Annotated in this window: 17 protein-coding genes and 1 pseudogene; 10 read left to right on the top strand and 8 right to left on the bottom strand. The window is 66.1% G+C overall.

What is annotated here, in order from left to right; all coding sequences use genetic code 11:
• Both ACLP25_RS10900 and ACLP25_RS10895 read left to right on the top strand, forming a co-directional pair.
• Window positions 1-350 (top strand): response regulator (locus ACLP25_RS10900; RefSeq protein WP_442469215.1); only part of this gene is annotated, 350 nt, incomplete at its 5' end.
• On the top strand, window positions 347-1870 hold the full coding sequence (locus ACLP25_RS10895) for an ATP-binding protein (RefSeq protein WP_442469214.1): 1524 nt from the start codon (window positions 347-349) through the stop codon (window positions 1868-1870). The genes ACLP25_RS10900 and ACLP25_RS10895, both read left to right, overlap by 4 nt.
• 136 nt (window positions 1871-2006) lie before the next feature.
• Here ACLP25_RS10895 and ACLP25_RS10890 read toward each other — a convergent pair whose 3' ends face one another.
• Window positions 2007-2936 (bottom strand): carbohydrate kinase family protein, encoded by a 930-nt coding sequence (locus ACLP25_RS10890; protein ID WP_442469213.1) that lies wholly within the window; start codon window positions 2934-2936, stop codon window positions 2007-2009.
• A gap of 111 nt (window positions 2937-3047) precedes the next feature.
• Here ACLP25_RS10890 and ACLP25_RS10885 point away from each other — a divergent pair, with 111 nt between their 5' ends.
• The gene (locus ACLP25_RS10885; protein ID WP_442469212.1) at window positions 3048-3656 is read left to right on the top strand and encodes a 2-hydroxychromene-2-carboxylate isomerase; all 609 of its coding nucleotides are present in this window, start codon (window positions 3048-3050) and stop codon (window positions 3654-3656) included.
• A 6-nt stretch (window positions 3657-3662) separates the two neighbouring features.
• On the opposite strand, the gene ACLP25_RS10880 is transcribed toward ACLP25_RS10885, so the two are convergent.
• Window positions 3663-4580: a pseudouridine-5'-phosphate glycosidase gene (locus ACLP25_RS10880; RefSeq protein WP_442469211.1), complete on the bottom strand. Its 918-nt coding sequence runs from the start codon at window positions 4578-4580 to the stop codon at window positions 3663-3665.
• Between the two features lie 286 nt (window positions 4581-4866).
• Between ACLP25_RS10880 and ACLP25_RS10875 the strand changes: the two genes are divergently transcribed.
• The 3 genes from ACLP25_RS10875 to ACLP25_RS10865 all read left to right on the top strand — a co-directional run bounded on the left by ACLP25_RS10875 (window position 4867) and on the right by ACLP25_RS10865 (window position 7479).
• Complete coding sequence (locus ACLP25_RS10875) at window positions 4867-5610, top strand: hypothetical protein (protein ID WP_442469210.1); 744 nt, start codon at window positions 4867-4869, stop codon at window positions 5608-5610.
• A gap of 98 nt (window positions 5611-5708) precedes the next feature.
• Window positions 5709-7076, top strand: coding sequence for a malonyl-CoA decarboxylase (locus ACLP25_RS10870; RefSeq protein WP_442469209.1), 1368 nt, complete (start codon window positions 5709-5711; stop codon window positions 7074-7076).
• A 112-nt stretch (window positions 7077-7188) separates the two neighbouring features.
• Complete coding sequence (locus tag ACLP25_RS10865) at window positions 7189-7479, top strand: antibiotic biosynthesis monooxygenase (RefSeq protein ID WP_442469208.1); 291 nt, start codon at window positions 7189-7191, stop codon at window positions 7477-7479.
• Between the two features lie 83 nt (window positions 7480-7562).
• Here the strand turns inward: ACLP25_RS10865 and ACLP25_RS10860 are convergent, their stop codons facing one another.
• Window positions 7563-7763 (bottom strand): hypothetical protein, encoded by a 201-nt coding sequence (locus ACLP25_RS10860; RefSeq protein ID WP_442469207.1) that lies wholly within the window; start codon window positions 7761-7763, stop codon window positions 7563-7565.
• A gap of 210 nt (window positions 7764-7973) precedes the next feature.
• Window positions 7974-8873 carry a metallophosphoesterase family protein gene (locus tag ACLP25_RS10855; RefSeq protein ID WP_442469206.1) on the bottom strand — a complete coding sequence of 300 codons (900 nt, stop codon included), beginning with the start codon at window positions 8871-8873 and terminating at the stop codon, window positions 7974-7976.
• 120 nt (window positions 8874-8993) lie between these two features.
• Between ACLP25_RS10855 and ACLP25_RS10850 the strand changes: the two are divergent.
• Window positions 8994-9278: pseudogene (locus ACLP25_RS10850) on the top strand (NUDIX domain-containing protein); the annotation flags it as partial.
• 210 nt (window positions 9279-9488) lie between these two features.
• Here ACLP25_RS10850 and ACLP25_RS10845 read toward each other — a convergent pair.
• Complete coding sequence (locus ACLP25_RS10845; RefSeq protein ID WP_442469216.1) at window positions 9489-10733, bottom strand: sulfotransferase family protein; 1245 nt, start codon at window positions 10731-10733, stop codon at window positions 9489-9491.
• Window positions 10734-11139: 406 nt separating this feature from the next.
• Between ACLP25_RS10845 and ACLP25_RS10840 the strand changes: the two genes are divergently transcribed.
• Window positions 11140-12639 (top strand): L,D-transpeptidase family protein, encoded by a 1500-nt coding sequence (locus tag ACLP25_RS10840; protein WP_442469205.1) that lies wholly within the window; start codon window positions 11140-11142, stop codon window positions 12637-12639.
• A gap of 67 nt (window positions 12640-12706) precedes the next feature.
• On the opposite strand, the gene ACLP25_RS10835 is transcribed toward ACLP25_RS10840, so the two are convergent.
• On the bottom strand, window positions 12707-12952 hold the full coding sequence (locus ACLP25_RS10835) for a hypothetical protein (protein WP_442469204.1): 246 nt from the start codon (window positions 12950-12952) through the stop codon (window positions 12707-12709).
• Window positions 12953-13116: 164 nt separating this feature from the next.
• On the bottom strand, window positions 13117-13956 hold the full coding sequence (locus ACLP25_RS10830) for a nucleotidyltransferase domain-containing protein (protein ID WP_442469203.1): 840 nt from the start codon (window positions 13954-13956) through the stop codon (window positions 13117-13119).
• Window positions 13957-14205: 249 nt separating this feature from the next.
• On the opposite strand from ACLP25_RS10830, the gene ACLP25_RS10825 reads away from it, so the two are divergent.
• Window positions 14206-14535, top strand: a complete 330-nt coding sequence (locus ACLP25_RS10825) for a hypothetical protein (RefSeq protein ID WP_442469202.1) — start codon at window positions 14206-14208, stop codon at window positions 14533-14535.
• Between the two features lie 69 nt (window positions 14536-14604).
• Here ACLP25_RS10825 and metH read toward each other — a convergent pair whose 3' ends face one another.
• On the bottom strand, window positions 14605-18351 hold the full coding sequence (metH, locus tag ACLP25_RS10820; RefSeq protein WP_442469201.1) for a methionine synthase: 3747 nt from the start codon (window positions 18349-18351) through the stop codon (window positions 14605-14607).
• 418 nt (window positions 18352-18769) lie between these two features.
• Between metH and ACLP25_RS10815 the strand changes: the two genes are divergently transcribed.
• A complete protein-coding gene (locus ACLP25_RS10815; RefSeq protein ID WP_442469200.1) occupies window positions 18770-21055 on the top strand; it encodes an NADP-dependent malic enzyme in 2286 nt (761 codons plus the stop codon).
• Window positions 21056-21783: the final 728 nt, after the last annotated feature.

Raw genomic sequence — 21783 nt, 5'->3', positions numbered from 1 at the left:
CTCGTGACGGACAGGAAACTCTGGACTATCTCCATCGCCGGCGTCAATACAGCAATCGCTCTGAGGGGAACCCAGCAGTCATACTGCTGGATCTGAAATTGCCAAAAGTTGATGGCTTGGAGGTCCTGCAGCAAGTCAAGTCCGACGAACGCCTGAAGATGGTGCCGGTGATCGTGTTAACCTCATCCCATCAGGAAAAAGACGTCATGAGGAGCTACAATCTGGGAGTGAACGCCTATGTGGTAAAGCCTGTTGACTTTCACGAATTTGTCAATGCTGTCAAAGAACTGGGCGTCTTCTGGGCTGTCATCAACGCGCCGCCGCCGGGCAGCATTCAAAAGGCGAAATGAGGTCTCCTGTCCGAATTCTGCTGCTGGAGGACAACTCCAGGGACGCGGAGCTCATTCAAGAGCTCCTCGAAGCAGAAAATTTCGTTTGCCAGATCACCCGCGTTCAAACCCGCGCCGAGTTTCTGACCGCGCTTGAACACGATGAAATTGACCTGATCCTGGCTGATTACAAGCTTCCTTCGTTTGATGGCGGGTCCGCATTGAAGCTCGCATCGAGCGCCCACCCCGAGGTCCCTTTCATCTTTGTCTCCGGCACGATTGGCGAAGAATTGGCGATCGAAGCCCTCAAAATGGGCGCCACGGATTATGTGCTGAAGACGGGTCTAGCGAGGCTGGCGCCGTCGGTGCTGCGCGCAATGCGCGAGGCCGAAGGACGAGCTGAGCGGAACAAGGCTGAGGAGGCGCTGCGCCGGAGCGAGGCCTATCTCGCGGAAGCCCAACGGCTGAGCCACACGGGCAGTTTCGGCTGGAACGTCTCGAACGGGGATCTCTACTGGTCCGACGAGACGTATCGAATTTTTGAATACAATCCTCTGACCAAGCCCACCGTCCAAATGGTTATCGACCGGTGTCATCCGGAAGACCGGAGGGGTCTGGAGCAAGTCCTTGAGCGCGCGGCGGTGGAGAAAAACGATTTCACAGTCGAGCATCGTCTCCTGATGCCCAATGGTTCCGTCAAATATGCTCGGGCGGTGGCTCATCTCTCGATAGGCGAAGATCCGCAGAGTTGGGTCTACGTTGGAGCCGTCATTGACAGCACCGAGCGCAAGCGCGCCGAAGGGGAGCATGAGAGGTTGCGCCAATTGGAGGTGGATCTCGCCCATATGAACCGATTGACGACGATGGGCGAGCTCACCGCGTCGATCGCCCATGAGATCAATCAGCCGCTCGCCGCCATCGTGACCCGGAGCGCGGCGGCTTTGCGGTTCCTGGACCGGGATGACCCCGAACTTGACGAAGCGCGGGAGTCGCTTTCCTCGATCATGAAGGACGGCACGCGGGCGGCCGAGGTGATCCGCGGTCTGCGGGCGCTCGCCAGGAAATCCGGGCCGCAACTGACCAGGCTCGACCTCGACGACGTCATCAGGCAAGTGCTGGTGCTCGCCCGCGGCGAATTGCTGCGGCACGACGTCGTGCTGCGTACCGATTTGGCTGTGGACGATCGGCCGGTCACCGGCGACCGCGTTCAGTTGCAGCAGGTGCTTTTGAACCTGATCATGAACGGCGTCGAAGCGATGAGAGGGGTAACGGAGCGCGCGAGAGAACTGACGGTATCCTCTGCGTTCGCTGAGCAAACTCGTGTCCTCGTTTCGGTAAAGGACACTGGCCCGGGGATCGATCCGGCCATCGCGGGCCGCATGTTCCAGCCCTTCTCAACCACGAAATCAGACGGCCTTGGCATGGGACTCGCCATCTGCCGATCCATCGTTGAAGCCCACGGGGGGCGCTTGTGGGTGTCGCCCCGCGCGCCGCATGGCGCCGATGTTCGCTTCACGGTCCCTTTATGGGCGGAATCGTAGCGCCCGATCACCGGGGGTTCGCCTGGAGATGGCCGATCGCCCTGGCGAAATGAGGTCGGGGCACCTGAAGCGCGCATCAACAGCCCTAAGCCTCCCGCTTTCCCCGATCTCGGCCATACAGCCCCTTCGGGCCGTTTCAGGACGGCGTCGAAGGCGCTGGTTTGTCTTCCGCGATTGAAGCGCGGTCGCGTGTCCTTGGCCTTCCCCCGATTTCCGTCGTCGCCTTCGCGCCCGCGGCGACGGCGCGCTCAAGCGCCGCCTCGATCCCGGCGCCCTCGAGGCGCGCGGCGAGAAAGGCGGCGGCGAACGCGTCGCCGGCGCCGGTCGAGTCGATCGCGCTCACTCCGGGCGCGGCGACGGCCCACCGCCGCGCGCCTTTGGCCGCGATGCATCCGTCCGCGCCGCGCTTGACGACGACAAGCGGATAAAGGGCGGCGAGGCGCGCGCATTGCGTCTCCGGATCGGCCGAGCCGGTCAAGACTTCGGCTTCGTCGGCGTTGGGCATGAGGAGCGCGACGCCGCGCGTCCAGTCGAGGAAATTCCGTCCGGCTTCGCGCAGGAATTCTGACGACGCCGGGTCGACGCTGACCGGTTTTCCGCCCGCGCGGCGCATGACATCGAGAACGGCGGCGCGCGGGGAGGGGGCGAAGAAGGAATAGCCGGAGAGGTGGATGAGCGCGACGTTCTCGATCAGCGCGTCGGGAATGTCGGCGGCGGTCAGCGCCTCGTTCGCCGCGCGGTCGGTGAAGAAGCTGCGCTCGCCCGACGGGTCGATGAGGGCGACGAGCCGGCCGGTCGGCCGGTCGGGATCGGAGGCGAGATGCGGCGTCACCCCGCACGCCCTCAGACGCGCCGCCTCGGCCTCCGCATCCGCCGCGCCGACGCGCGCGACGAAGTCGACCGGAACGCCGAAGGCGGCGAGCCACGCCGCCTGGTTGGCCGCCGAGCCGCCCGGCTCGAAGCGGATGGACGCCCGCCGATCCGACCCGCGCGCCAGCGCCCCCTCGGGCCGGACGACGACGTCGGTCATCACGTCGCCGATCACGAGGATGCGGGGGGCCGTCACCGGACGACCCTCGATGAATTCTCGCGACTCAGTCGACAGAAGCGGGAAGTCCGATATCTTGGGTCCCCTCGTTCCGCTTGCAGAGACATGGGACAGCCGGGAGGACGCACGATGATCGATTTCTGGGTGTCGGTCGGCAGCACCTACTCGTACCTCACCGTATCGAGACTGAAGCCGGTCGAGGCCGCGCGCGGCGTCGCCTTCCGCTGGAGGCCCTTCTCCGTCCGCGCGATCATGATCGAGCAGAACAACATCCCGTTCGTCGGCAAGCCGGTCAAGATGGCCTACATGTGGCGGGACATCGAACGGCGCGCGCGCCGGCACGGCCTCGCGCCGCGCCTTCCCGCCCCCTATCCGCTGAAGGACTTCGATCTCGCCAACAAGATCGCCGTCTTGGCCGAAAGCGAGGGCTGGTGCGCCGACTATGTTCGCGCCGCCTACCGGCATTGGTTCGAGTTGGGCCACGAGCCTGGGACCGAGCCGGGCCTGTCGGACGCGCTGCGCGAGCTCGGCCGCGATCCGGTCCGAGTCGTCGCGTCGGCGCAGACGGGACGGATCGAGGAGCGCTACAAGCGCGACACGGAAGAGGCCAAGGCGCTCGGCGTGTTCGGGTCCCCGACCTTCGTCGTGGACGGCGAAGTGTTTTGGGGCGACGACCGCCTCGAAGACGCGATCGACTGGTTCAAGGCGAAGGCCCCGGCGCCCGACCCGCAGCCATAGACGTCCTCACACCCTCGCCAGCTCCACCGCCGCCTGCGCCGCGAGAATCGCGTTGTTCTTGATGAGCGCGACGTTGGCTTCGAGGCTGCGTCCCCCGGTGAGTTCGACCACGCGCTTCAACAGGAACGGCGTCGCCTCCTTCTTGCTCACGCCCTGCTCCCTGGCCTCGGCCACCGCTTCCGCGATGCGCTCCTCGATCATCGCCTCTTCGAGGGCGTGGTCCTCCGGCACCGGATTGGCGATCAAGAGGCCGCCCGGGCCGATCTCCCGCTGGAGCCGGATCATACGGGCGAGGTCGATGAGGCCGTCGCAGCGGTGCTCGATCTTGAAACCGGACGATCGGGCGTAGAAGGCGGGGAACTCGTCGCAGCGGTAGCCGACGATCGCCACCCCCTGCGTCTCCAAAAATTCGAGCGTCTTCTCGATGTCGAGGATCGACTTCGCCCCCGCGCAGACGACCGCGACGCGGGTGCGCGACAGCTCCACGAGGTCGGCCGAGATGTCGAAAGTCTCCACGGCGCCGCGGTGGACGCCGCCGATGCCGCCGGTGGCGAAGATCTCGATCCCCGCAAGCCCCGCCACGAACATGGTCGCCGCGACCGTGGTGCCGGCCGATCCGCGGCGAGCGGCGACGGCGGCGAGGTCGCGCCGCGAGGCCTTCACCACGCCGCCGGTGAGGCGCCCGAGGCTCTCGATCTCCTTCGGCTCAAGGCCGACGCGGAAGCGTCCGTTGACGACCGCGACCGTCGCGGGCACGGCGCCGAAGGACCGGACGGCCTCCTCGACGATCCGCGCCGTCTCGACATTGCGCGGATAGGGCATGCCGTGGGTGATGATGGTCGATTCGAGCGCGACCAGCGGCGCGCCCTTGGCGCGCGCCTCCGCGACCTCGGGCGAGTAGTCGATCAGTTCGGCGGCGCTCATGGGTTCACTCCGTTCGCTCCGATTATCGGAAATCGGAGCCGTGGGATCAATGCCGGTCGGCCGCGTCGGCGGCCCCCTCTTCATCATCCCGTGCAAATGGGAGAGGAATTCGCTCCCGCATCGCGGGGACGTCGAGGGAGCGGGGCGAGGGACCGCGGATTAACGCCTGTGGGCATTCCTCCGGTCTGGCTTGGAGTCGCTCGGACGAATGGGATAGCTTGCCCGGCCAAACGATTCGCCCATCGCGCGCGGCGGGCGACGGCCGAGCAGTCTGGGAATCGACGTCATGGACGAAAAGCCCGAGCGGCCTGCGGGCGGGCAGCCGGATCTCGGCGCCGCCCTCCGGCGCGCGCGGATCGAGAACGCCGAGCGCGCCGACGCGGTCGCGGAGATTCGGGAGATCGAGCTCGGCCGTCTCGCGCTCTTGCAAAGCGCCCTGCAGCCGGTGGTGCGACAGGCCCCGCCCGGCGTCGACCTCTTCGACCTCAGCCTCGCCAGGGGCGATCGGCCGCGCGTGTTTCTGGACATGGTCGCCTTTGTCGAGATGGCGCGCGACCGGCGCACCTATCGCTTCTTTCAGGATACGCTCTACGGCCGGGTGCTGATCGCCGAGAGCCCGAAGATCGACACCATCGTGGCCGCCTGCACCAACTATGTCGCGCGCCGGCTCGTCGAACGCGAGAGGGCGCTGGCGACGGCCGATCTGCGCCACGAGGCGCCCAAGCCGGCGGAGGTCCCGCGCCGCGTGGAGTCCCCGGGCGGCGAAGCGGAAGAGGATCCGGAAGCGCCGCTTCACGAGCCCCTCCAAGGAGCCGCTCTCGCCAGCGCCGCCTGGGCTGCGGAACGCGCGCCCGCCTCGGGCGCCCCGTCGGCGAGTCTTGCGCGATGGCTCGTCGGCGCGCTCAGCTTTCTCCTGATGACGCTCGGCGCGATCACGCTCATCGGCCTTGTCGCGCTGGCAGGCTATCTCGCCTGGACGCATCAGCTCGGCGCATTTTTGTCGCGCGTCTTCGGCGCCGCGCCGCCTTGAGCGGGGGCCTTGATTCGTCCGTCTTCGCCGACGACAATTCGTTTCGTCCCGTCCGCGCGCCATGCGGCCGGACCATGGGTGATATGGGGCAGGGCAATATGGACAGCGCGTTCTTTTCCGATCTTCTCGCCTCGATCGCCGAGCGCGGCCGCTCCGTGCTCAAGCTCAGTCCCTGGCCGCGCGACGCCGAAAACCGGGCGAATTCGCTCGCCGACATGTGTCGCGCGCTGCTCAGCGGCCGGGGCGAGGCGTCGGGCGTGGCGCTGGCCAGCGAAATCAACGGCCGCTACCGGAGCCTGAACGACGACGACAAAGGCGCGTTCTTCCGCGCGCTCGCAGAGGACTTCGGCCCCGACCGGGCGCGAGTCGAAAGCGCCGTGGCGCGCTGGACCGCGACCAGCGGCGAAGCCGCGGCGGCGGAAATCCACTACGCCTCCGAACCGCGCCGGCAGGAGCTGTTCCGGCGGCTGAACCGCGCCCCGGGCGGGACGGCGGCGCTGGTCGCGATGCGCGCCGACCTCATCGAGGCCATGCGCGCCGACCGCGGGCTTGCCGTGCTCGACCGCGACTTCGTTCATCTCCTCGGCTCCTGGTTCAACCGCGGCTTCCTCGTGCTGCGTCGCATCGACTGGTCCTCGCCGGCGGCGGTTCTGGAAAAGATCATCCGCTACGAGGCCGTGCACGAGATCCGGGATTGGGACGACCTGAGGCGCCGCATCGATTCTGTCGATCGGCGCTGCTACGCGTTCTTCCATCCGGCCCTGGTCGACGAACCGCTGATCTTCGTCGAAGTCGCGCTGACGCTCGCGCCCCCCGCCGCCATCGCGCCGCTGCTCGCCGAGCGGCGGGCCCATGTCGCGCAGGACAAGGCGCGCGCCGCGGCCTTCTATTCGATCTCGAATTGCCAGCAGGGCCTGTCCGGCGTCAGCTTCGGCAACTTTCTCATCAAGCAGGTCGTCGAGGAAATCCGGCGCGAGCTGCCGCGAATCGAGACCTTTGTCACGCTCTCGCCGGTCCCGGGCTTCCGGGCCTGGGTGGAGAGCTGCGACGATTCGGCCGTCGAGCCGTTCGTGAGAACCGTGCGGGACATCGCGCTCGACGGGCAATGGGCGGAAAAATCCGAGGCGGTGACGCGCATGCGCAAGGCGCTGGAGCCGCTCGCGGCGCATTACTTCCTCAAGGCGCGCCGAAGCGATGGACGCGTCGTCGATTCGGTCGCCCGGTTCCATCTCGGCAACGGCGCCCGGCTCGAGCGGATCAATCCGATGGGCGACCTGTCGGAAAAGGGCCTCGCGGAGTCTTACGGCGTGATGGTCAATTATCAGTACGACCTCGCCGAGATCGAGCGCAACCACGAGGCGTTTGCGAACCAGGGCGCGGTGGCCGCGTCGAGCGCGGTGAAAAAGCTGCTGCCGAGCGCCAAGGCGCGGCCTCTCGCCGCGGCGCTGCCGGCGCCGAGCGAGTGAGCGAGGCGGCCCCTCGATCGGGCGCGCGGCGTTTGGCGGTGGCGATGTCCGCGACGGCGCTGTAGCGTCTCTCCCGAGGGCGCTAAGCGGCGCCCGGTCAGGGAGGGAAGCCATGTATGCCGCAATTCGTCAGGTGAAGGCCAAGCCCGGGATGGCGGACACGCTCGCCGATGTGATCAAAGGCGCCGTGCCGATCGTCAGCGGCGTTTCCGGATTCATGGGGTATTACGTCGTCTATTCGTCCGACGACACGTTGACGGCGATCAGCCTCTTCAACCACGTCGAGGAGGCGCAGGAATCCAACCGCCGCGCCCTCGCCTGGATCGACAAGCACCTCGCGCCCTATGTCGTCGGACCGGCGACCGCCACCGCCGGGCCGGTGATCGTACATTCGCTGCCGTAGGGGGCGCGCCTGCAACCGCCAGCGCCTCGCGCTTGCGACGGCAGGGCAGGCGGCGCGGGAGCTATCCCTCGCCGCCTGGGGACTCACTTCCCCGCTTCGATCAGGGCGATGTCCTTCTTGAGAAGATCGTTGACGAGCCCGCTGAGCGAGACGCCCCGCGCCCTGGCGCGGTCGGCAAGATAGGCGAGCACGGCCGGGTTGAGATGAACCGGCGGGATCAATTGCGCGTCCGGCCGAGAGAACTTGCCGCGGGTCGCAGCGGAAAAATCATACTCGTCCTTCATGCGGGTGTCCCTTCTTCGCATTGCCGGATTTCGCGCCTCGTCGGCCGGCGCGCCGATATGACGCGAATCGCCACTCGGTCCTCCTCGATCTCGACATAGGTATGCACGACCAGCGCTAGCCAGTCTTCGCGGCCCTGACTAAGTGTAATCCACCTTTCCTCATCCGCGGCATGCTCTTCACCTGAATTCGAGGCGCATGATTTCCTGCTTCTACACCGCCAGCGCCTCGCGCTCTCCGATCTCGTCGCCATCGAGGGCGGGGCCGCGTGCGCGGGCGGCGACGGTCCATTGCTCGCCGATGCGTTGAAGCCGCACGAGAAAATAGGCGGCGCGGGTGCGGGGGTTGTGCGTCGCCGCGGCCGCCGACGGGGCGCCGAGGACGGGGACGCGGCCGCCAACCGTCCGGGTCGCGCCCGACGGCAGCGAGCGGACAAGCTGCTTGTGGATGTGGCCGTGCAGGATCGCCTCGGCCCCGTGCGCCGCGATCGTCCGCTCGAAGTCCGCGGCGTCGGTCAACCCGCGCAGCGGCGGCGCGCCTTTCGTCAGCGGCGGGTGATGGACGAGCACGACGCGCCCGAGCTTTTTCGCCCCCGTCTCCTTCAAAAGCGCGGCGAAGGCGTCCATTTGCGCGCGCCCGAGCTTGCCGGACGCCATCAGTGGCCCGGTCGGCAGGCCCGAGGTGAGCCCGATGATGGCGACGTCCCCGCGCACGCGGAGGTACGGGAACGTAGAATCGCCTGAGTCGCCCGTCGTCCATTGGGCGAACGTCGCGCTCAGCATCGGCATCGCCGCGCGCACGTAGGCGTCGTGGTTGCCGGGTACGAAGCTCACGTCGCGCGGATCGCCGAGCGTCTCCATCCAGGCCGCGGCGCGGCGAAATTCCGCCGGCATGGCGATGTTGACAAGATCGCCCGTCACAGCAATGTGGTTTGGGCGCTGGGCGCGCAGGTCCGCGACGATGCGGGCGAGCAGCGCCATGTCGTTGAGTCCTTCGCGCCCGCGCTTCCAGTTGACGTAGCCCATGAAGCGCTTGAGCCGGAAGTCGGCGCCCAGGGGGGGCGGCGCGGGCGATAGATGCGGATCGGTGATATGCGCGATCGTGAAGCTCATGGCCCGCAAGGTCAGGGAACGGAACGCGGCGCCGCGCCGCCATTGACCGCGCCGCAATAAGGGCGCTTCAAGGCGAAGACAACCCCGGCGCTGCCGGAGGAATGAGGTTCGTGCCCGTCCATGCTGTCGCTCGCCGACCGATTGATGTCGCGCATCGCGCACCTGAGCTTCTTAATGATGCGGCCGATGACGCTCGGCGTCCGAGGCGTGGTCGTCGCCGCCGACGAGTCCGTGCTCCTCGTCCGGCACGGCTACGTTCCGGGCTGGCACTTTCCGGGCGGCGGCGTCGAGGTCGGCGAAACCTTCCCGCGCGCGCTCGAGCGCGAGCTCGAGGAGGAGGCCTGCGTGCGGATGAAGGGCAAGCCCCAGTTGCACGGCCTTTTCTTCAACGGGCAGGTGTCGCGGCGCGATCATGTCGCGGTCTACGTGATCCGCGATTTCGAGGTCACAGGCGCCCGTGCGCCCACTACGAGATTGCCGAAGCGCGCTTTTTTCCGCGCCGGGATCTTCCCGAGGATACGAGCGCGGGGACGCGGGCGCGGCTCGCCGAGATTTTCGACGGCGCGCCCATGTCCGACCTCTGGTGACGCCTTGCGACATCGGCGCGCGGACGCGTCAGCCGATCGCTGGCCGATTCTCCTTCCTTCCGTGCGCTTCGTAGTGGACGAGCGGATTGACGCCGGCCGCCGCGACGTCTGGATTCCGGGCGAGGTAGCCGGTGGTCGAGAAGAACGGGCCGGGGTCGCGTCCTTCCCGCCAGCCCTGGACGAGAAAGTGGAGGGCCGCGTCGCAGCGCGAAGCGCGCACGTCCGGGTTGACCGAGAGATAAAAGGCCTCGTCGAAAAACGGCGAATCGCCGACGGTCCGAAGTTCCCGCTGCTTGGCCGTCGGCGGCCGCCGCAGCGTCGAAGCGACCAGCCGCCACATGTCGGGTTTCGACGGCGTCCCGCGGGCGTAATGGGCGATGACCGCGTTGGCGCGTTCGAGCGCCTGCGCGGCGCGCTCGTATCCGCCCATCGCGGAATCGAAGATCGCGGCCGCATCCTCGAAACGGGTGCTGAGCGCGTCGAGCCGGCTCAGGATCGCGGCGTTGTCGCCGTCCGTCGCGAGGTCGAGCATCGCCGCATAAACGTCGCGCGCGAGGGCGGTGACGGCCGGGTCGGCGTGCAACTCGGCCGTGCTGGCCCTGAAGCGCCTCAAATCCGGCGACAGGAAGTTCTCGATGTCTGAAAAGGTCCCGTCGCCGCAGCGCGCGAAAGGGACGTCGAGCCGGTCAAGGACCGCGCCGAGCGCGGTCGGCCAATCGTCCAGGAAACTCGACCAGTCGACCACCGCACGCCTCATTCCACGCGTGTCGGCTTCGGCGTCGAACACATGGCGTAGCCAAAGCAGGCAGCCCGCGCCGACGCCGAGGCCGTCGCGACGGCGAAGCGACCAGGCGACCTCGAGCGGCGAACGGATCGGCAACACCACCTGCGGAGCCCACCTGACGTCCTCGAATACCGGCTGCCAGAAGCGCATGAGGCGGCACATGCGTGGGTCCTTGATGACCGGAATGCCGGCGCCGCCGAACTCCTTGAGGAGGATCGACCGGGCGCGATTGCGAAACGCCCTCAGGTCGGCCGAGCCGACTCGGCTGATGTCGAATCGCCGCCAGTCCTTCCATCCGCTTCCGCCGGCCGCGAGGACCTCCTCGTTCAACGCAATGACGACCGTCGATTCCCAGAAGCCGTGCGCATTGTCCGGCGAGGCCGGAAGGAGATGACGAGGCGCGCATCCGCCCAGCCGGACGAGGGCGCCCGCGACGCTTGACGTGCCGCTGCGATGCATGCCGAGCACGACGACGGCGGGCGAACGCAAGGTGGCCCCGGCAATAGTCTCCGGGCTGACAGTATTAATGAACAGGGACGCGTCTCCTCTCGGAGTCGGCCGTCGCGCGTGTCGCGATAGCCGGGAATCATCTCTCGATTCGTACGGTCGCAAAGACGGGCGCGGCAAGGCGCAGGTTGTTACAAGTTATTAAATGAAATCTCGGGACAGTAATTGTCAAACTTGCTTCTGTAATTGTGTCACAGGGACGTGTGCTCATAGCCGAAGACGGTGGCGAAACGGCGCGCGCCGCAATTTCACCTCAAAGTTTTGAAACCGACACAGGGCGGGATGAAGAAACGTTAACGAAACTTTAAGCGCTCGGGGCGCTTCATCCCGCCGCGTGGACTTTTTCGGCGGACGCGCTTAGGGTCGCGCGCCAATAACGGGGTAACGCATGACTCTGCCGTTCTGGCGTCTGACCGCTCTCGGCCTCACTGTCGCGGGGGGAGCGCTTCTCGCGGGATGCGACGACTCCTATCTCGACGCTGGGCCCGGCCGGTCCGAGCACCCGATCTCCAGCGCCACCCTCAACGAGATGGCGAAGATCGACACGACGCCGTCGTCGCCGATGCTGATCCGCACCTACAAGAAGGAGGCGGAACTCGAAATCTGGAAGATGAAGTCGGACGGGCAGTACGCCCTGTTGAAGACCTATCCCATCTGCCGGTGGTCCGGCCAGCTCGGCCCGAAGAGGGTCGAGGGCGACATGCAGGTGCCCGAAGGCTTCTATGCGATCGCGCCGGGGCAGATGAACCCGAACTCGCACTACTATCTCGCCTTCAACGTCGGCTATCCGAACGCCTACGACCGCGCTTACGGGCACAGCGGCGGCAATGTGATGGTGCACGGCGTCTGTTCATCGGCCGGCTGCTTCTCCATGACCGACAAGCAGGTCGACGACATCTACGCGATCGCGCGAGACGCGCTGCGCGGCGGGCAGCGCGAGATCCAGCTCCAGTCCTATCCGTTCCACATGACGCCGGAGAACATGGCGAAGTACCGGCTCGATCCGAATATCGACTTCTGGAAGGAGCTGAAGAACGGCGCCGACCATTTCGAGGTCACCAAGACCGAGCCTCCTGTGGTGATCTGCGGCAAGCATTACGTGTTCGGCGCGACCGCCTCGGGCGAGGTGTCGGCGAACGCGCCCTGTCCCGCCTTGCACAAGGACGAGGAGGTCGAGGCGCTGGTTGCCGACAAGGAGGCCAAGGACGACGCCAAGGTCGCCGAACTCATAGCCAAGGGCCAGAAGCCGATCCGCACCGTCTACGCTGACGGCGGGCAGAACCCGGTGTTCGCGAACTATCCGGACACCAGCGACCCCGAGGCCCTTGCCGGCGGCCCGCAGGAGATCGCGCTGGACGAGCCGTCCAGGGCCGCGCCGGCCGTGGTCAAGGTCGCGGCGTCCGACGCCGCCAAGGAGCGTAAGGCGACAGCGGCTGGGAAGGCCGAAGCGGCGGCGAAGGTCGAGGCGGCCTCCGCTGCGGCTCAGGCGGCTCAGCCGGCTTTAACCGCGTCCCCCGCGCCGGCCGGGTCCGCCGCGCCGCAGACGATCGCGGTCGCGTCGAATGCGGCGGGCGGGGTCGCAGGCATGTGGGGCGCAAGCACGAGCAACGTGAAGAAATGGCTGCACATGGGCGGCCAGGACGAGCCGGCGAAGCCGGAAGCGACCGCCTACGTGCCCGACCAGCCGGTTCCGTCAGACGCTCCGTTGCCGCCGCGGCGCAGCGCCGCGCCCGGCGAGGGCAGGGTCCAGCATGCCGCGATGAAGACGCCCGGGCCGCCGCAAAAGCCGGCCGAAGCTGCGGCCGACGCCGGGTCCGACGCGCCCGACACGACGGGCTCGATCCCCGCATCGCCGGCGGCCGCTTCCGCTCCGGCGCCCGCCAAGTAGGGCCGTTCCGGCCGGATTGCTGAACCGCCGCGCTGCAAAGGGCGTCCGGCAGGACGCCCGTCTCGCCTCATTCGGCGCCGCCCGCGGGCGCGCCCGAGGCGCAAGGCCGGAAGGACGTGACATTGCCGACCGCCGCTGCGATCCGGCGCTCGATCTCGGCAATCAGGCGCTCCTCCTCGTCGATCCAGGCTTCGAGACGTTGCAGCAGCGCGTCGCGCGCGTCGTCCGACAGGGGAAGTTCGTCGCTCTCCCCGATAATCGGCTGGGGCTCGCCTGCGAGCGGAGACGCGGGGCGGTTCGAATTCGACAGCATGGTTTTCCTCGGTATGTAGAACGTCAGAATCGAATGTTAGCAATAATTCCGATTATGCGGTTGGCCTGCTGTCGACGCAAACCATTGATACCACAAATATTTATTCTTCACTGGCGTGACCCGGCGCCTAGCCAACCCGCCAGAAGGCGCGCCGAGACGGGCAGCTATGCGCCGGCCTGGATTTTGAGACGGAGCTCCGTCTCGAGCGCGCGGAGCGCGACAAGAGCGGCGCCGAACTCACGCGCTCCGATCGCCGCCCAGATTCCCGCGACCCGGTTGGTCAGCCCGCGAAGGGTGTGAGGAAAGACGGCCGCTTCTTTCAGCGCGCCCTTCTCGTTGATGAGGTAGCGGCGGTTCAACGCGAACAGGACCTGCCCGATGCAAGCGAGCGCACGGTAGGCGCATCCGGCGATGTGGGTTTCGTCGCCGCGCGCGACGGCGGTCTGCCCGTTTGCGATGCTGAAAGAAACTTCCCAGAGAAACATCCCGACGAGGGCGTCCGCGAGCGGGTCCGGATAGGGCGTCGCCTGCGCCTTCAGCCCGGCGATGACGCCGTCCGCATCGTGCAGCGGGACGCACGTCGCGACCTCGCCCATCCAGATCGCCGAGCAGAATCCGTGTGGATGCCCCGGCTGGTAGCTCATTGCGACCCGTCCTGCGCGGCACTCGGCGATCGACGATTCGACAGCGGCGATCTCCCGATAAAGGAGATCGACCTTTTGTCCGCCGATCGTCAGCCAGGCGCCGCCGACGATTCGCGGTCCCCACTCGCCGACGGAAGTGACGGTGACCGACGCCGCGTTGTCGACGAGATCGCTGACGACCCGCCGCAGGGCGTTGACGTCGAGAGGCTTCTCGGGGCCGTAGTAGAGTCCGAGGTCATAGTCCGACGCGTCGGTCGCCGCTCCTCGTGCGCGCGACCCGCCGAGCGCAATGGCGACGACGCCCGGAACGTCCGCGATCCGGGGGACGATGCGCGTCAATAGAGGATCGGAGATCTTCATTTCCGTGATCAATGGCAGCCCGCAGTCGGCCCGATCGACGCGCCGTTGCGCTCCAGGAGGCGAAAGGTCAAGCGTCGCCTCCCTTTCCTGTGACTTCAGGCCGCGCTAGCCTTCCCGCGGGTCGAGGGGGCGTTCCATGAACACGCAGACAATCGACGCGCCGAACGGCGCCCTTGCATCACTGGGCAGGGGCGGGAAGTCGTTCGGCTCTTACGGAACGAGGATTCGTAATCCGACGGGAATCGTCCAATGACCTGGCTTCATCTCGTTTCGTATTTCTTCGGCGGCGCGGTGCTCGCCAACGCGGTTCCGCACCTCGTCAGCGGCGTGACGGGGCGGGCGTTCCAGTCGCCCTTCGCAAATCCGCCGGGGCGGGGACTGTCGTCCTCGACCGTGAACGTGCTCTGGGGATTCTTCAACCTCGTCGTCGGCTATCTGCTCGTTGCTCAGGTCGGCGCGTTCGATGTACGGAACCTCGCGCAGATGGGCGCGCTCGCGCTTGGGGCGCTCGCGATCGGCCTTTTTTCCGCGCGGGCGTTCGGCCGGTTCCATGGCGGCAATTCGCCGCAAGGGTCATGATGGCAGGGCAAGGTTCCGCCGCCGCTATCCGCCCTCATCCGTCGACTTCTCCCGTATCCCGGGAGAAGTCTACTCCGCCGCCTCGGCGCTCACCGGCCTGTAATTCAGCACCGGGGCGAGCCAGCGTTCGACCTCGGCCACGCTCATGCCCTTGCGCGTCGCATAGTCCTCAACCTGGTCGCGCTCGACCTTCGCCACGCCAAAATAGTGCGCCTCCGGGTGGGCGATGTAGAGGCCCGAGACCGAGGACGCCGGCCACATGGCGAAACTCTCGGTGAGCTTGACCCCGATGGCGCGCTCGGCGTCGAGAAGCGAAAACAGGGTCGCCTTCTCGGTGTGGTCGGGCTGCGCCGGATAGCCCGGCGCGGGCCGGATGCCGCGATAGGGTTCGGCGATCAGTTCCTCGGGCGCAAAACTTTCGTCGGGCGCATAAGCCCAGAGCTCGCGGCGCACGCGGGCGTGCATCGCCTCGGCGAAGGCTTCCGCCAGCCGGTCGGCGAGCGCCTTGATCATAATTGACGAATAGTCGTCGTTGGCGTGCTCGAACCGTTTCGCGATCGCCTCGTCCTCGACTCCCGCGGTGACGACGAAGCCGCCGATGTAGTCGCGCGGGCCGACGAAATCGGCGAGCGCCAGATTGGGCCGGCCGTCGCGCTTTCCGAGCTGCTGGCGCAGCGTATGGAGCGTGGCGATCCGGGTGGTCCGCTCGTCGTCGGAAAAGAGCGCGATATCGTCGCCCTCGCGCGCGGCCGGCCAGAAGCCGACCACCGCCTTGGGTTTCAGCCACTTTTCCGCGATGATCCGCTTCAGCATCGCCTTCGCGTCGTCGAACAGGGTTTTCGCCGCCGCACCCTGCTTCAAGTCGTCGAGGATCGCGGGATAGCGGCCCTTCAGCTCCCAGGTCTGGAAGAACGGCGTCCAGTCGATGGACCGCGCGAGCTCCGCGAGATCGTAGGACTCGAACACCCGCGTCCCGAGAAAGCTCGGCTTCGTCGGCTGATAGGCGCTCCAGTCGGCGGCGAAAGCGTTGGCGCGCGCTTTGGCGAGCGGCACACGGGTTTTTTCCGCTTCGCTGCGCTCGTGCGCGTCCGTCACTTTGCGGTACTCGGCGCGGATCGCCGCGATGGTCGAGGCGCGCGTCTCCGGCGACAGCAACAAGGAGACGACGCCGACCGCGCGGCTCGCGTCGTTGACGTGCACCGCCTGCGACCGGGCGTAGCGCGGGTGGATCTTGACTGCGGTGTGGACACGGCTGGTCGTCGCCCCGCCGATGAGCAGCGGGATGTCGAAGCCCTCGCGCTCCATCTCGGCCGCGACATGGACCATCTCGTCGAGCGAGGGCGTGATCAGCCCGGAAAGCCCGATCGCGTCCGCCTTTTTCTCCCGCGCGACGCTCAGAATCTTCGAGGCGGGCGTCATCACGCCGAGGTCGATGATCTCGTAATTGTTGCAGGCGAGCACCACGCCGACGATGTTTTTGCCGATGTCGTGCACGTCGCCCTTGACCGTGGCGAGCACGATGGTGCCGGCGGTCTGCCGCGTGTCTCCGCTCGCCGCCTTCTCGGCCTCCATGTAGGGCAACAGCTTCGCCACCGCCTGCTTCATCACGCGCGCGGACTTGACCACCTGCGGCAAAAACATCTTTCCCGCGCCGAACAGGTCGCCGACGTGGTTCATCCCCGCCATCAGCGGACCTTCGATGACGTCGAGCGGGCGCCTGGCCTGAAGCCGCGCCTCCTCGGTGTCCGCGTCGATGTAGTCGGTGATCCCGTTGACGAGCGCATGCGCGATGCGCTTGTCGACCGGCGCCTCGCGCCATGCGAGGTCCTGCGCCTGTGCTTCCTTCCCGGCCTCGCCGCGGTAACGCTTGGCGATCGTCAGCAGGCGCTCCGTTCCATCGGCACGGCGATTGAGAACGACGTCCTCGCAGGCCTCGCGTAAGCTCGGGTCGATCTCGTCGTAGACCGCAAGCTGGCCGGCGTTGACGATGCCCATGTCCATGCCCGCCTGGATCGCGTGGTAGAGGAACACCGCGTGCATCGCCTCGCGCACCGGCTCGTTGCCGCGGAACGAGAACGACAAATTGGACACGCCGCCCGAGACGTGGGCGTGGGGCAGGGTCGCGCGGATTTTCCGAACCGCCTCGATGAAGGCGACGCCGTAGCCGTTGTGCTCCTCGATGCCGGTCGCGACCGCGAACACGTAGGGGTCGAAGACGATGTCCTCCGGCGGGAAGCCGGCCTTCTCGGTGAGCAGCTTGTAGGCGCGCGTGCAGATCGAAACCTTGCGCTCGATCGTGTCCGCCTGGCCTTGCTCGTCGAAGGCCATCACCACGACCGCCGCGCCGTAGCGACGCACGAGGCTCGCGTGGCGCAAAAACGCCTCCTCGCCCTCCTTGAGCGAGATGGAGTTGACCAGGCTCTTGCCCTGCAGGCGCTTGAGGCCCGCTTCGATGATCGAGAACTTCGACGAATCGACCATCACCGGCACGCGGGCGATATCGGGCTCGGATGCGACGAGGTTGAGGAACTCGATCATCGCCGCCTCGGAGTCGATGAGGCCCTCGTCCATGTTGACGTCGATGATCTGGGCGCCGGCCGCAACCTGATCGCGCGCGACCGCAAGCGCACCAGTAAAGTCCCCCGCGGTGATCAGCTTGCGGAATTTCGCCGAGCCGGTGACGTTCGTCCGCTCGCCAATGTTGACGAAGGGGATGTCGGGGTTGAGCGTGAACGGCTCGAGGCCGGAAAGACGCATCAGCGGCTCGACCGTCGGGATCTCGCGGGGCTCGATGTTTCGGACCGCCTCGGCGATGGCGCGGATGTGGTCCGGCGTCGAGCCGCAGCAGCCGCCGACGACGTTGACGAGGCCCTCCCGGGCGAAGGCGGCGATTTCGGCCGCCATCGCCTCGGGGCTTTCGTCATACTGGCCGAAGGCGTTGGGGAGGCCGGCGTTGGGGTAGGCGCAGACGAACGCATCCGCGGCGTTTGCGATCTCCTCGAGATGCTCGCGCATCGCGCTCGCGCCGAGCGCGCAGTTGAGGCCGATGGTGAAGGGTTTGGCGTGCCGCACCGAATGCCAGAACGCCGTCGGCGTCTGCCCGGAGAGCGTGCGCCCGGAGCGGTCGGTGATCGTGCCCGAGATCATCAACGGAAGGCGTTGGCCGCGCTCGGCGAACGCCTCCTCGCAGGCGAAAATGGCCGCCTTGGCGTTCAGCGTGTCGAAGATGGTCTCGATCAAAATGAGGTCCGCGCCGCCGTCGATCAGGCCGCGGATCTGCTCGGCGTAGGCGACGCGCAATTCGTCGAAGGTGACGCCCCGGAAGCCCGGGTTGTTGACGTCGGGCGACATGGAGGCGGTGCGGTTGGTCGGCCCGAGCGCGCCGGCGACGAAGCGGCGCCGGCCGTCCGCCCGCTCCGCCTTGATCGCGGCCCGCCGGGCGAGGCGCGCGCCGTCGCGGTTGAGATCGTAGACAACGGCCTGCATGCCGTAGTCCGCCTGGGCGATCGACGTCGCCGAGAAGGTGTTGGTCTCGAGGATGTCGGCGCCGGCCATGGCGTAGGCGAAGTGAATGTCCTCGATCGCCTGAGGCTGGGTCAGGGTCAGGAGGTCGTTGTTGCCCTGCAGGTGGCACTCGCAGGCTGAAAAGCGCTCCCCGCGGAAATGGGTCTCGGTGAAGCCGAGCGCCTGAATCTGGGTGCCCATGGCACCGTCGAGAACCAAAATGCGCCGCTCGGCGGCGTCGCTCAGCGCTTCCGCTGCGTCCTGCCGGTGCGCGAAGGCGGTGTCGAAGATGGGATCGAGGGACGCGCTCATGGGGACGCCAATGTTGGGAGTGTGTATAATCATATAAACATGTCTTTATATCGAAAGCAATCGAGGCTGTATCAAGACCTTCTGCGCCGGCTCGGAGACCGGATCGGAAAAGGCGTCGCAAGTCCTTGAAAAAGCGAAAAACCGGATCGGAAAAAGCGGGATGCGAAACCGACCGCATGGGAAAGCGCAACTTGGTCCGTCAACAGCCGGTGACAACGATACGCCATGCGCGTAAAGCCGGCGACGAGCCCGATTGCGGGAAGGGTTAAGCGCAGACGTGGAGTCCTGGGGGAGGAAGCCGATCGTCGGCAAAGCGCGGCGCGCGCCCCATATTGCGGGCCCAGCCTGACGTCGCCCGGCGCGGCGCGGGCGTCAGCGAAATATCCGATCTCTTCGAACACGGAGCAGGAACTGAACGATGGCTTCGACAGCCGACGGACCGAACAAACGCCAATCGATTACCGACCAGGAGGCGCTGCTCTTCCATTCCCGCGGGCGGCCGGGCAAGCTGGAAATCACCCCAACCAAGCCTATGGCGACCCAGCGGGACCTGTCGCTGGCCTATTCGCCGGGCGTCGCGGTTCCAGTCAAGGCGATCGCCGCCGATCCCTCGACGTCCTACGACTATACCTCGCGCGGCAACATGGTCGCGGTCATTACCAATGGGACCGCGATCCTGGGACTCGGCAACCTCGGCGCGCTGGCGTCGAAGCCGGTGATGGAGGGCAAGGCGGTGCTCTTCAAGCGCTTCGCCGACGTCGACTCGATCGATCTCGAGGTCGATACGGAGGACCCGGACGAATTCATCAATGCGGTCAAATACCTCGGCCCGTCGTTCGGCGGCATCAATCTCGAGGACATCAAGGCGCCCGAATGCTTCTACATCGAGGAGCGCCTGCGCGAGATGATGGACATCCCCGTCTTCCACGACGACCAGCACGGCACGGCGATCATCGCCGCCGCGGGCATGATGAATGCGATCCATCTCACCGGCCGCGACGTGAAGACAACGCGCCTCGTCTGCAACGGCGCGGGCGCCGCGGGAATCGCCTGTCTCGACCTGATCAAGGCGATGGGCTTCGAGCCTTCGAACGTGATCCTGTGCGACACCAAGGGCGTGGTCTACCGGGGCCGGCATGAAGGGATGAACCAGTGGAAATCGGCACACGCGGTCGATACGCCGCTCAGGACGCTCGGAGAGGCGATGGTCGGCGCCGACATTTTCTTCGGGCTCTCCAAGAAGGGCGCGCTGACGCCGGAGATGGTCAAGTCGATGGCGCCGAATCCGATCATCTTCGCGATGGCGAATCCTGATCCGGAGATCACGCCCGAGGAGGCGCATAAAGCCCGCGACGATGTGATCATGGCGACGGGGCGGTCCGACTATCCGAACCAGGTCAACAACGTCCTCGGCTTTCCCTACATCTTCCGCGGCGCGCTCGACGTCCGCGCCAAGACGATCAACCTGGAGATGAAGGTCGCGGCGACGCAGGCGCTCGCCGAACTTGCGCGGGAAGACGTCCCCGACGAGGTGGCCTCGGCCTACCGCGGCGCTCGTCCACGCTTTGGCAGGGACTACATCATCCCGGCCCCGTTCGACCCGCGACTCATCCATGTCGTGCCGATCGCGGTCGCGAAGGCGGCGATGGCGTCCGGAGTCGCGCGCCGTCCGCTCGTCGATCTCGGGGCCTACAAGGCGCAACTGTCGGCCCGCCGCGATCCGGTTGCAGGCGTCATGCAGCGTATCCTCGATCGGGTCCGGCGCATGCCGAAACGGGTCGTTTTCGCCGAGGGCGAGGAAGAGCAGGTCATTCGCGCCGCCTACTCCTTCGTCAACCAGGGGCTCGGCACGGCGATTTTGGTCGGCCGCGAGGATCGCGTCCGGGCGGTCGCCGACGCTTCCGGACTGGACCTGTCCGACAAGGGCATCGAGATTCACAACGCCAGGCTTTCCCACCGCAACGCGCTCTATGCGCAGTTCCTTTACGAGAAACTGCAACGCAAGGGCTATTTGCTGAGAGACTGCCAGCGCCTCATCAATCAGGATCGGAACTACTTCGGCGCGGCGATGGTTGCTGAGGGCGACGCCGATGCGATGGTGACCGGCGTGACCCGCAATTTCTCGATTGCGCTCGAGGAGGTCCGGCGCGTGATCGACGACAAACCCGGTCACCGCGTCGTCGGCGTCTCGATCGTCATTTCGCGCGGGCGGCCGATCCTGGTCGCCGACACCGCCATCACCGAAATGCCGGAAGCGGAAGACCTCGCGGATATCGCGATCGAGGCGGCCGGCGTCGCACGGCGGCTCGGCTATGAACCGCGCCTGGCCATGCTGGCGTTCTCCAACTTCGGACATCCGGTCGGCGAGCGCGGCGAGAGGGTCCAGGAGGCGGTGCGCATCCTCGATTCGAAGCGCGTCGATTTCGAATACGATGGCGAGATGGGCGCCGACGTCGCTCTGAACAAGGAACTGATGGCCGCCTACCCGTTCTGCCGATTGACGGACACCGCGAATGTCCTCGTCATGCCGGCGTATCACTCCGCCGCGATCTCGACCCGCATGCTGCAGGAACTCGGCGGCGCGATGGTCCTCGGCCCTTTGATCGTGGGGCTCGAGAAGCCGGTGCAGATCGTTTCCCTCGGCGCCAAGGATTCGGACATCATCAATATGGCGTCGCTCGCGAGCTTCAATATCGGCGGATGAGGAGGGAAGCTTCCGCCGGGCGCACTCTCGCGCTCGAACAACGGCCGGTTTCGACTCTTCGCGGTCTGCGGCGAGCCCGCGACCACGACGTATACGCGTCTCTTCGATTCCAGTGTCAGCCCCGTGGTAACATCGTTCGCGTCAGCACGTGTGCCCATCCCTGGATCTTCACATGTGAGTTGATCTACGTCAATGCGTAGCTGGCCATTTTGTATATCGTTGGTAGCTTGCCATTTTGTATATCATTGGGCGTAAGGCGGATCGATATTGATGTGTGTCGACGCAAATAGTGGGAAGCTGATCACTATTGATGTCTCAGACGTCTCGAACCAGTTTGCGCGGATTTCCGCGGTAAACAATTTGATATTGTCTGCATGCGTGATGTATTTTATAAGTGTTGTGATCTATTCAATTGTTGTGTTTACTTATTTTCTTTTGTACAAAATCGACGCGTCGGTTCTAGTGATAATTCTTATGCTATGGTGCATTGGCCTGCCGGCCGCTTTTGCAGGTTGGATAGCGTGGAAGAACCTGGATGTTTTGCATACTATTATCGATAGGTAATTGCTCACGTTCCCGTTGGGACGCTCAAGCGGCGCAATGCAGCGGTTGGCTTCGCAGGGTGAGGCGGATGGCGTCGATGGCGCGGATCGCTCGTCTTCGCGCTGTTTCGACGACCGAACGAAGGTCGGCGTAGAACTTGGCGCCCCATTCGCTGCGAAATCCGT

This window comes from Roseiarcus sp. (genome assembly GCF_052145395.1).
Lineage (GTDB): Bacteria > Pseudomonadota > Alphaproteobacteria > Rhizobiales > Beijerinckiaceae > Roseiarcus.
The sequence above is the reverse complement of the archived record's forward strand: the minus strand, read 5'-3'. Positions and strand labels throughout refer to the sequence as shown.

Coding starts and splice junctions, on each gene's coding strand:
- ACLP25_RS10895 (WP_442469214.1), top strand. CDS start 347: ATGAGGTCTCCTGTCCGAATTCTGCTGCTGGAGGACAACTCCAGGGAC.
- ACLP25_RS10885 (WP_442469212.1), top strand. CDS start 3,048: ATGATCGATTTCTGGGTGTCGGTCGGCAGCACCTACTCGTACCTCACC.
- ACLP25_RS10880 (WP_442469211.1), bottom strand. CDS start 4,580: ATGAGCGCCGCCGAACTGATCGACTACTCGCCCGAGGTCGCGGAGGCG.
- ACLP25_RS10875 (WP_442469210.1), top strand. CDS start 4,867: ATGGACGAAAAGCCCGAGCGGCCTGCGGGCGGGCAGCCGGATCTCGGC.
- ACLP25_RS10870 (WP_442469209.1), top strand. CDS start 5,709: ATGGACAGCGCGTTCTTTTCCGATCTTCTCGCCTCGATCGCCGAGCGC.
- ACLP25_RS10865 (WP_442469208.1), top strand. CDS start 7,189: ATGTATGCCGCAATTCGTCAGGTGAAGGCCAAGCCCGGGATGGCGGAC.
- ACLP25_RS10860 (WP_442469207.1), bottom strand. CDS start 7,763: ATGAAGGACGAGTATGATTTTTCCGCTGCGACCCGCGGCAAGTTCTCT.
- ACLP25_RS10855 (WP_442469206.1), bottom strand. CDS start 8,873: ATGAGCTTCACGATCGCGCATATCACCGATCCGCATCTATCGCCCGCG.
- ACLP25_RS10840 (WP_442469205.1), top strand. CDS start 11,140: ATGACTCTGCCGTTCTGGCGTCTGACCGCTCTCGGCCTCACTGTCGCG.
- ACLP25_RS10835 (WP_442469204.1), bottom strand. CDS start 12,952: ATGCTGTCGAATTCGAACCGCCCCGCGTCTCCGCTCGCAGGCGAGCCC.
- ACLP25_RS10830 (WP_442469203.1), bottom strand. CDS start 13,956: ATGAAGATCTCCGATCCTCTATTGACGCGCATCGTCCCCCGGATCGCG.
- ACLP25_RS10825 (WP_442469202.1), top strand. CDS start 14,206: ATGACCTGGCTTCATCTCGTTTCGTATTTCTTCGGCGGCGCGGTGCTC.
- metH (WP_442469201.1), bottom strand. CDS start 18,351: ATGAGCGCGTCCCTCGATCCCATCTTCGACACCGCCTTCGCGCACCGG.
- ACLP25_RS10815 (WP_442469200.1), top strand. CDS start 18,770: ATGGCTTCGACAGCCGACGGACCGAACAAACGCCAATCGATTACCGAC.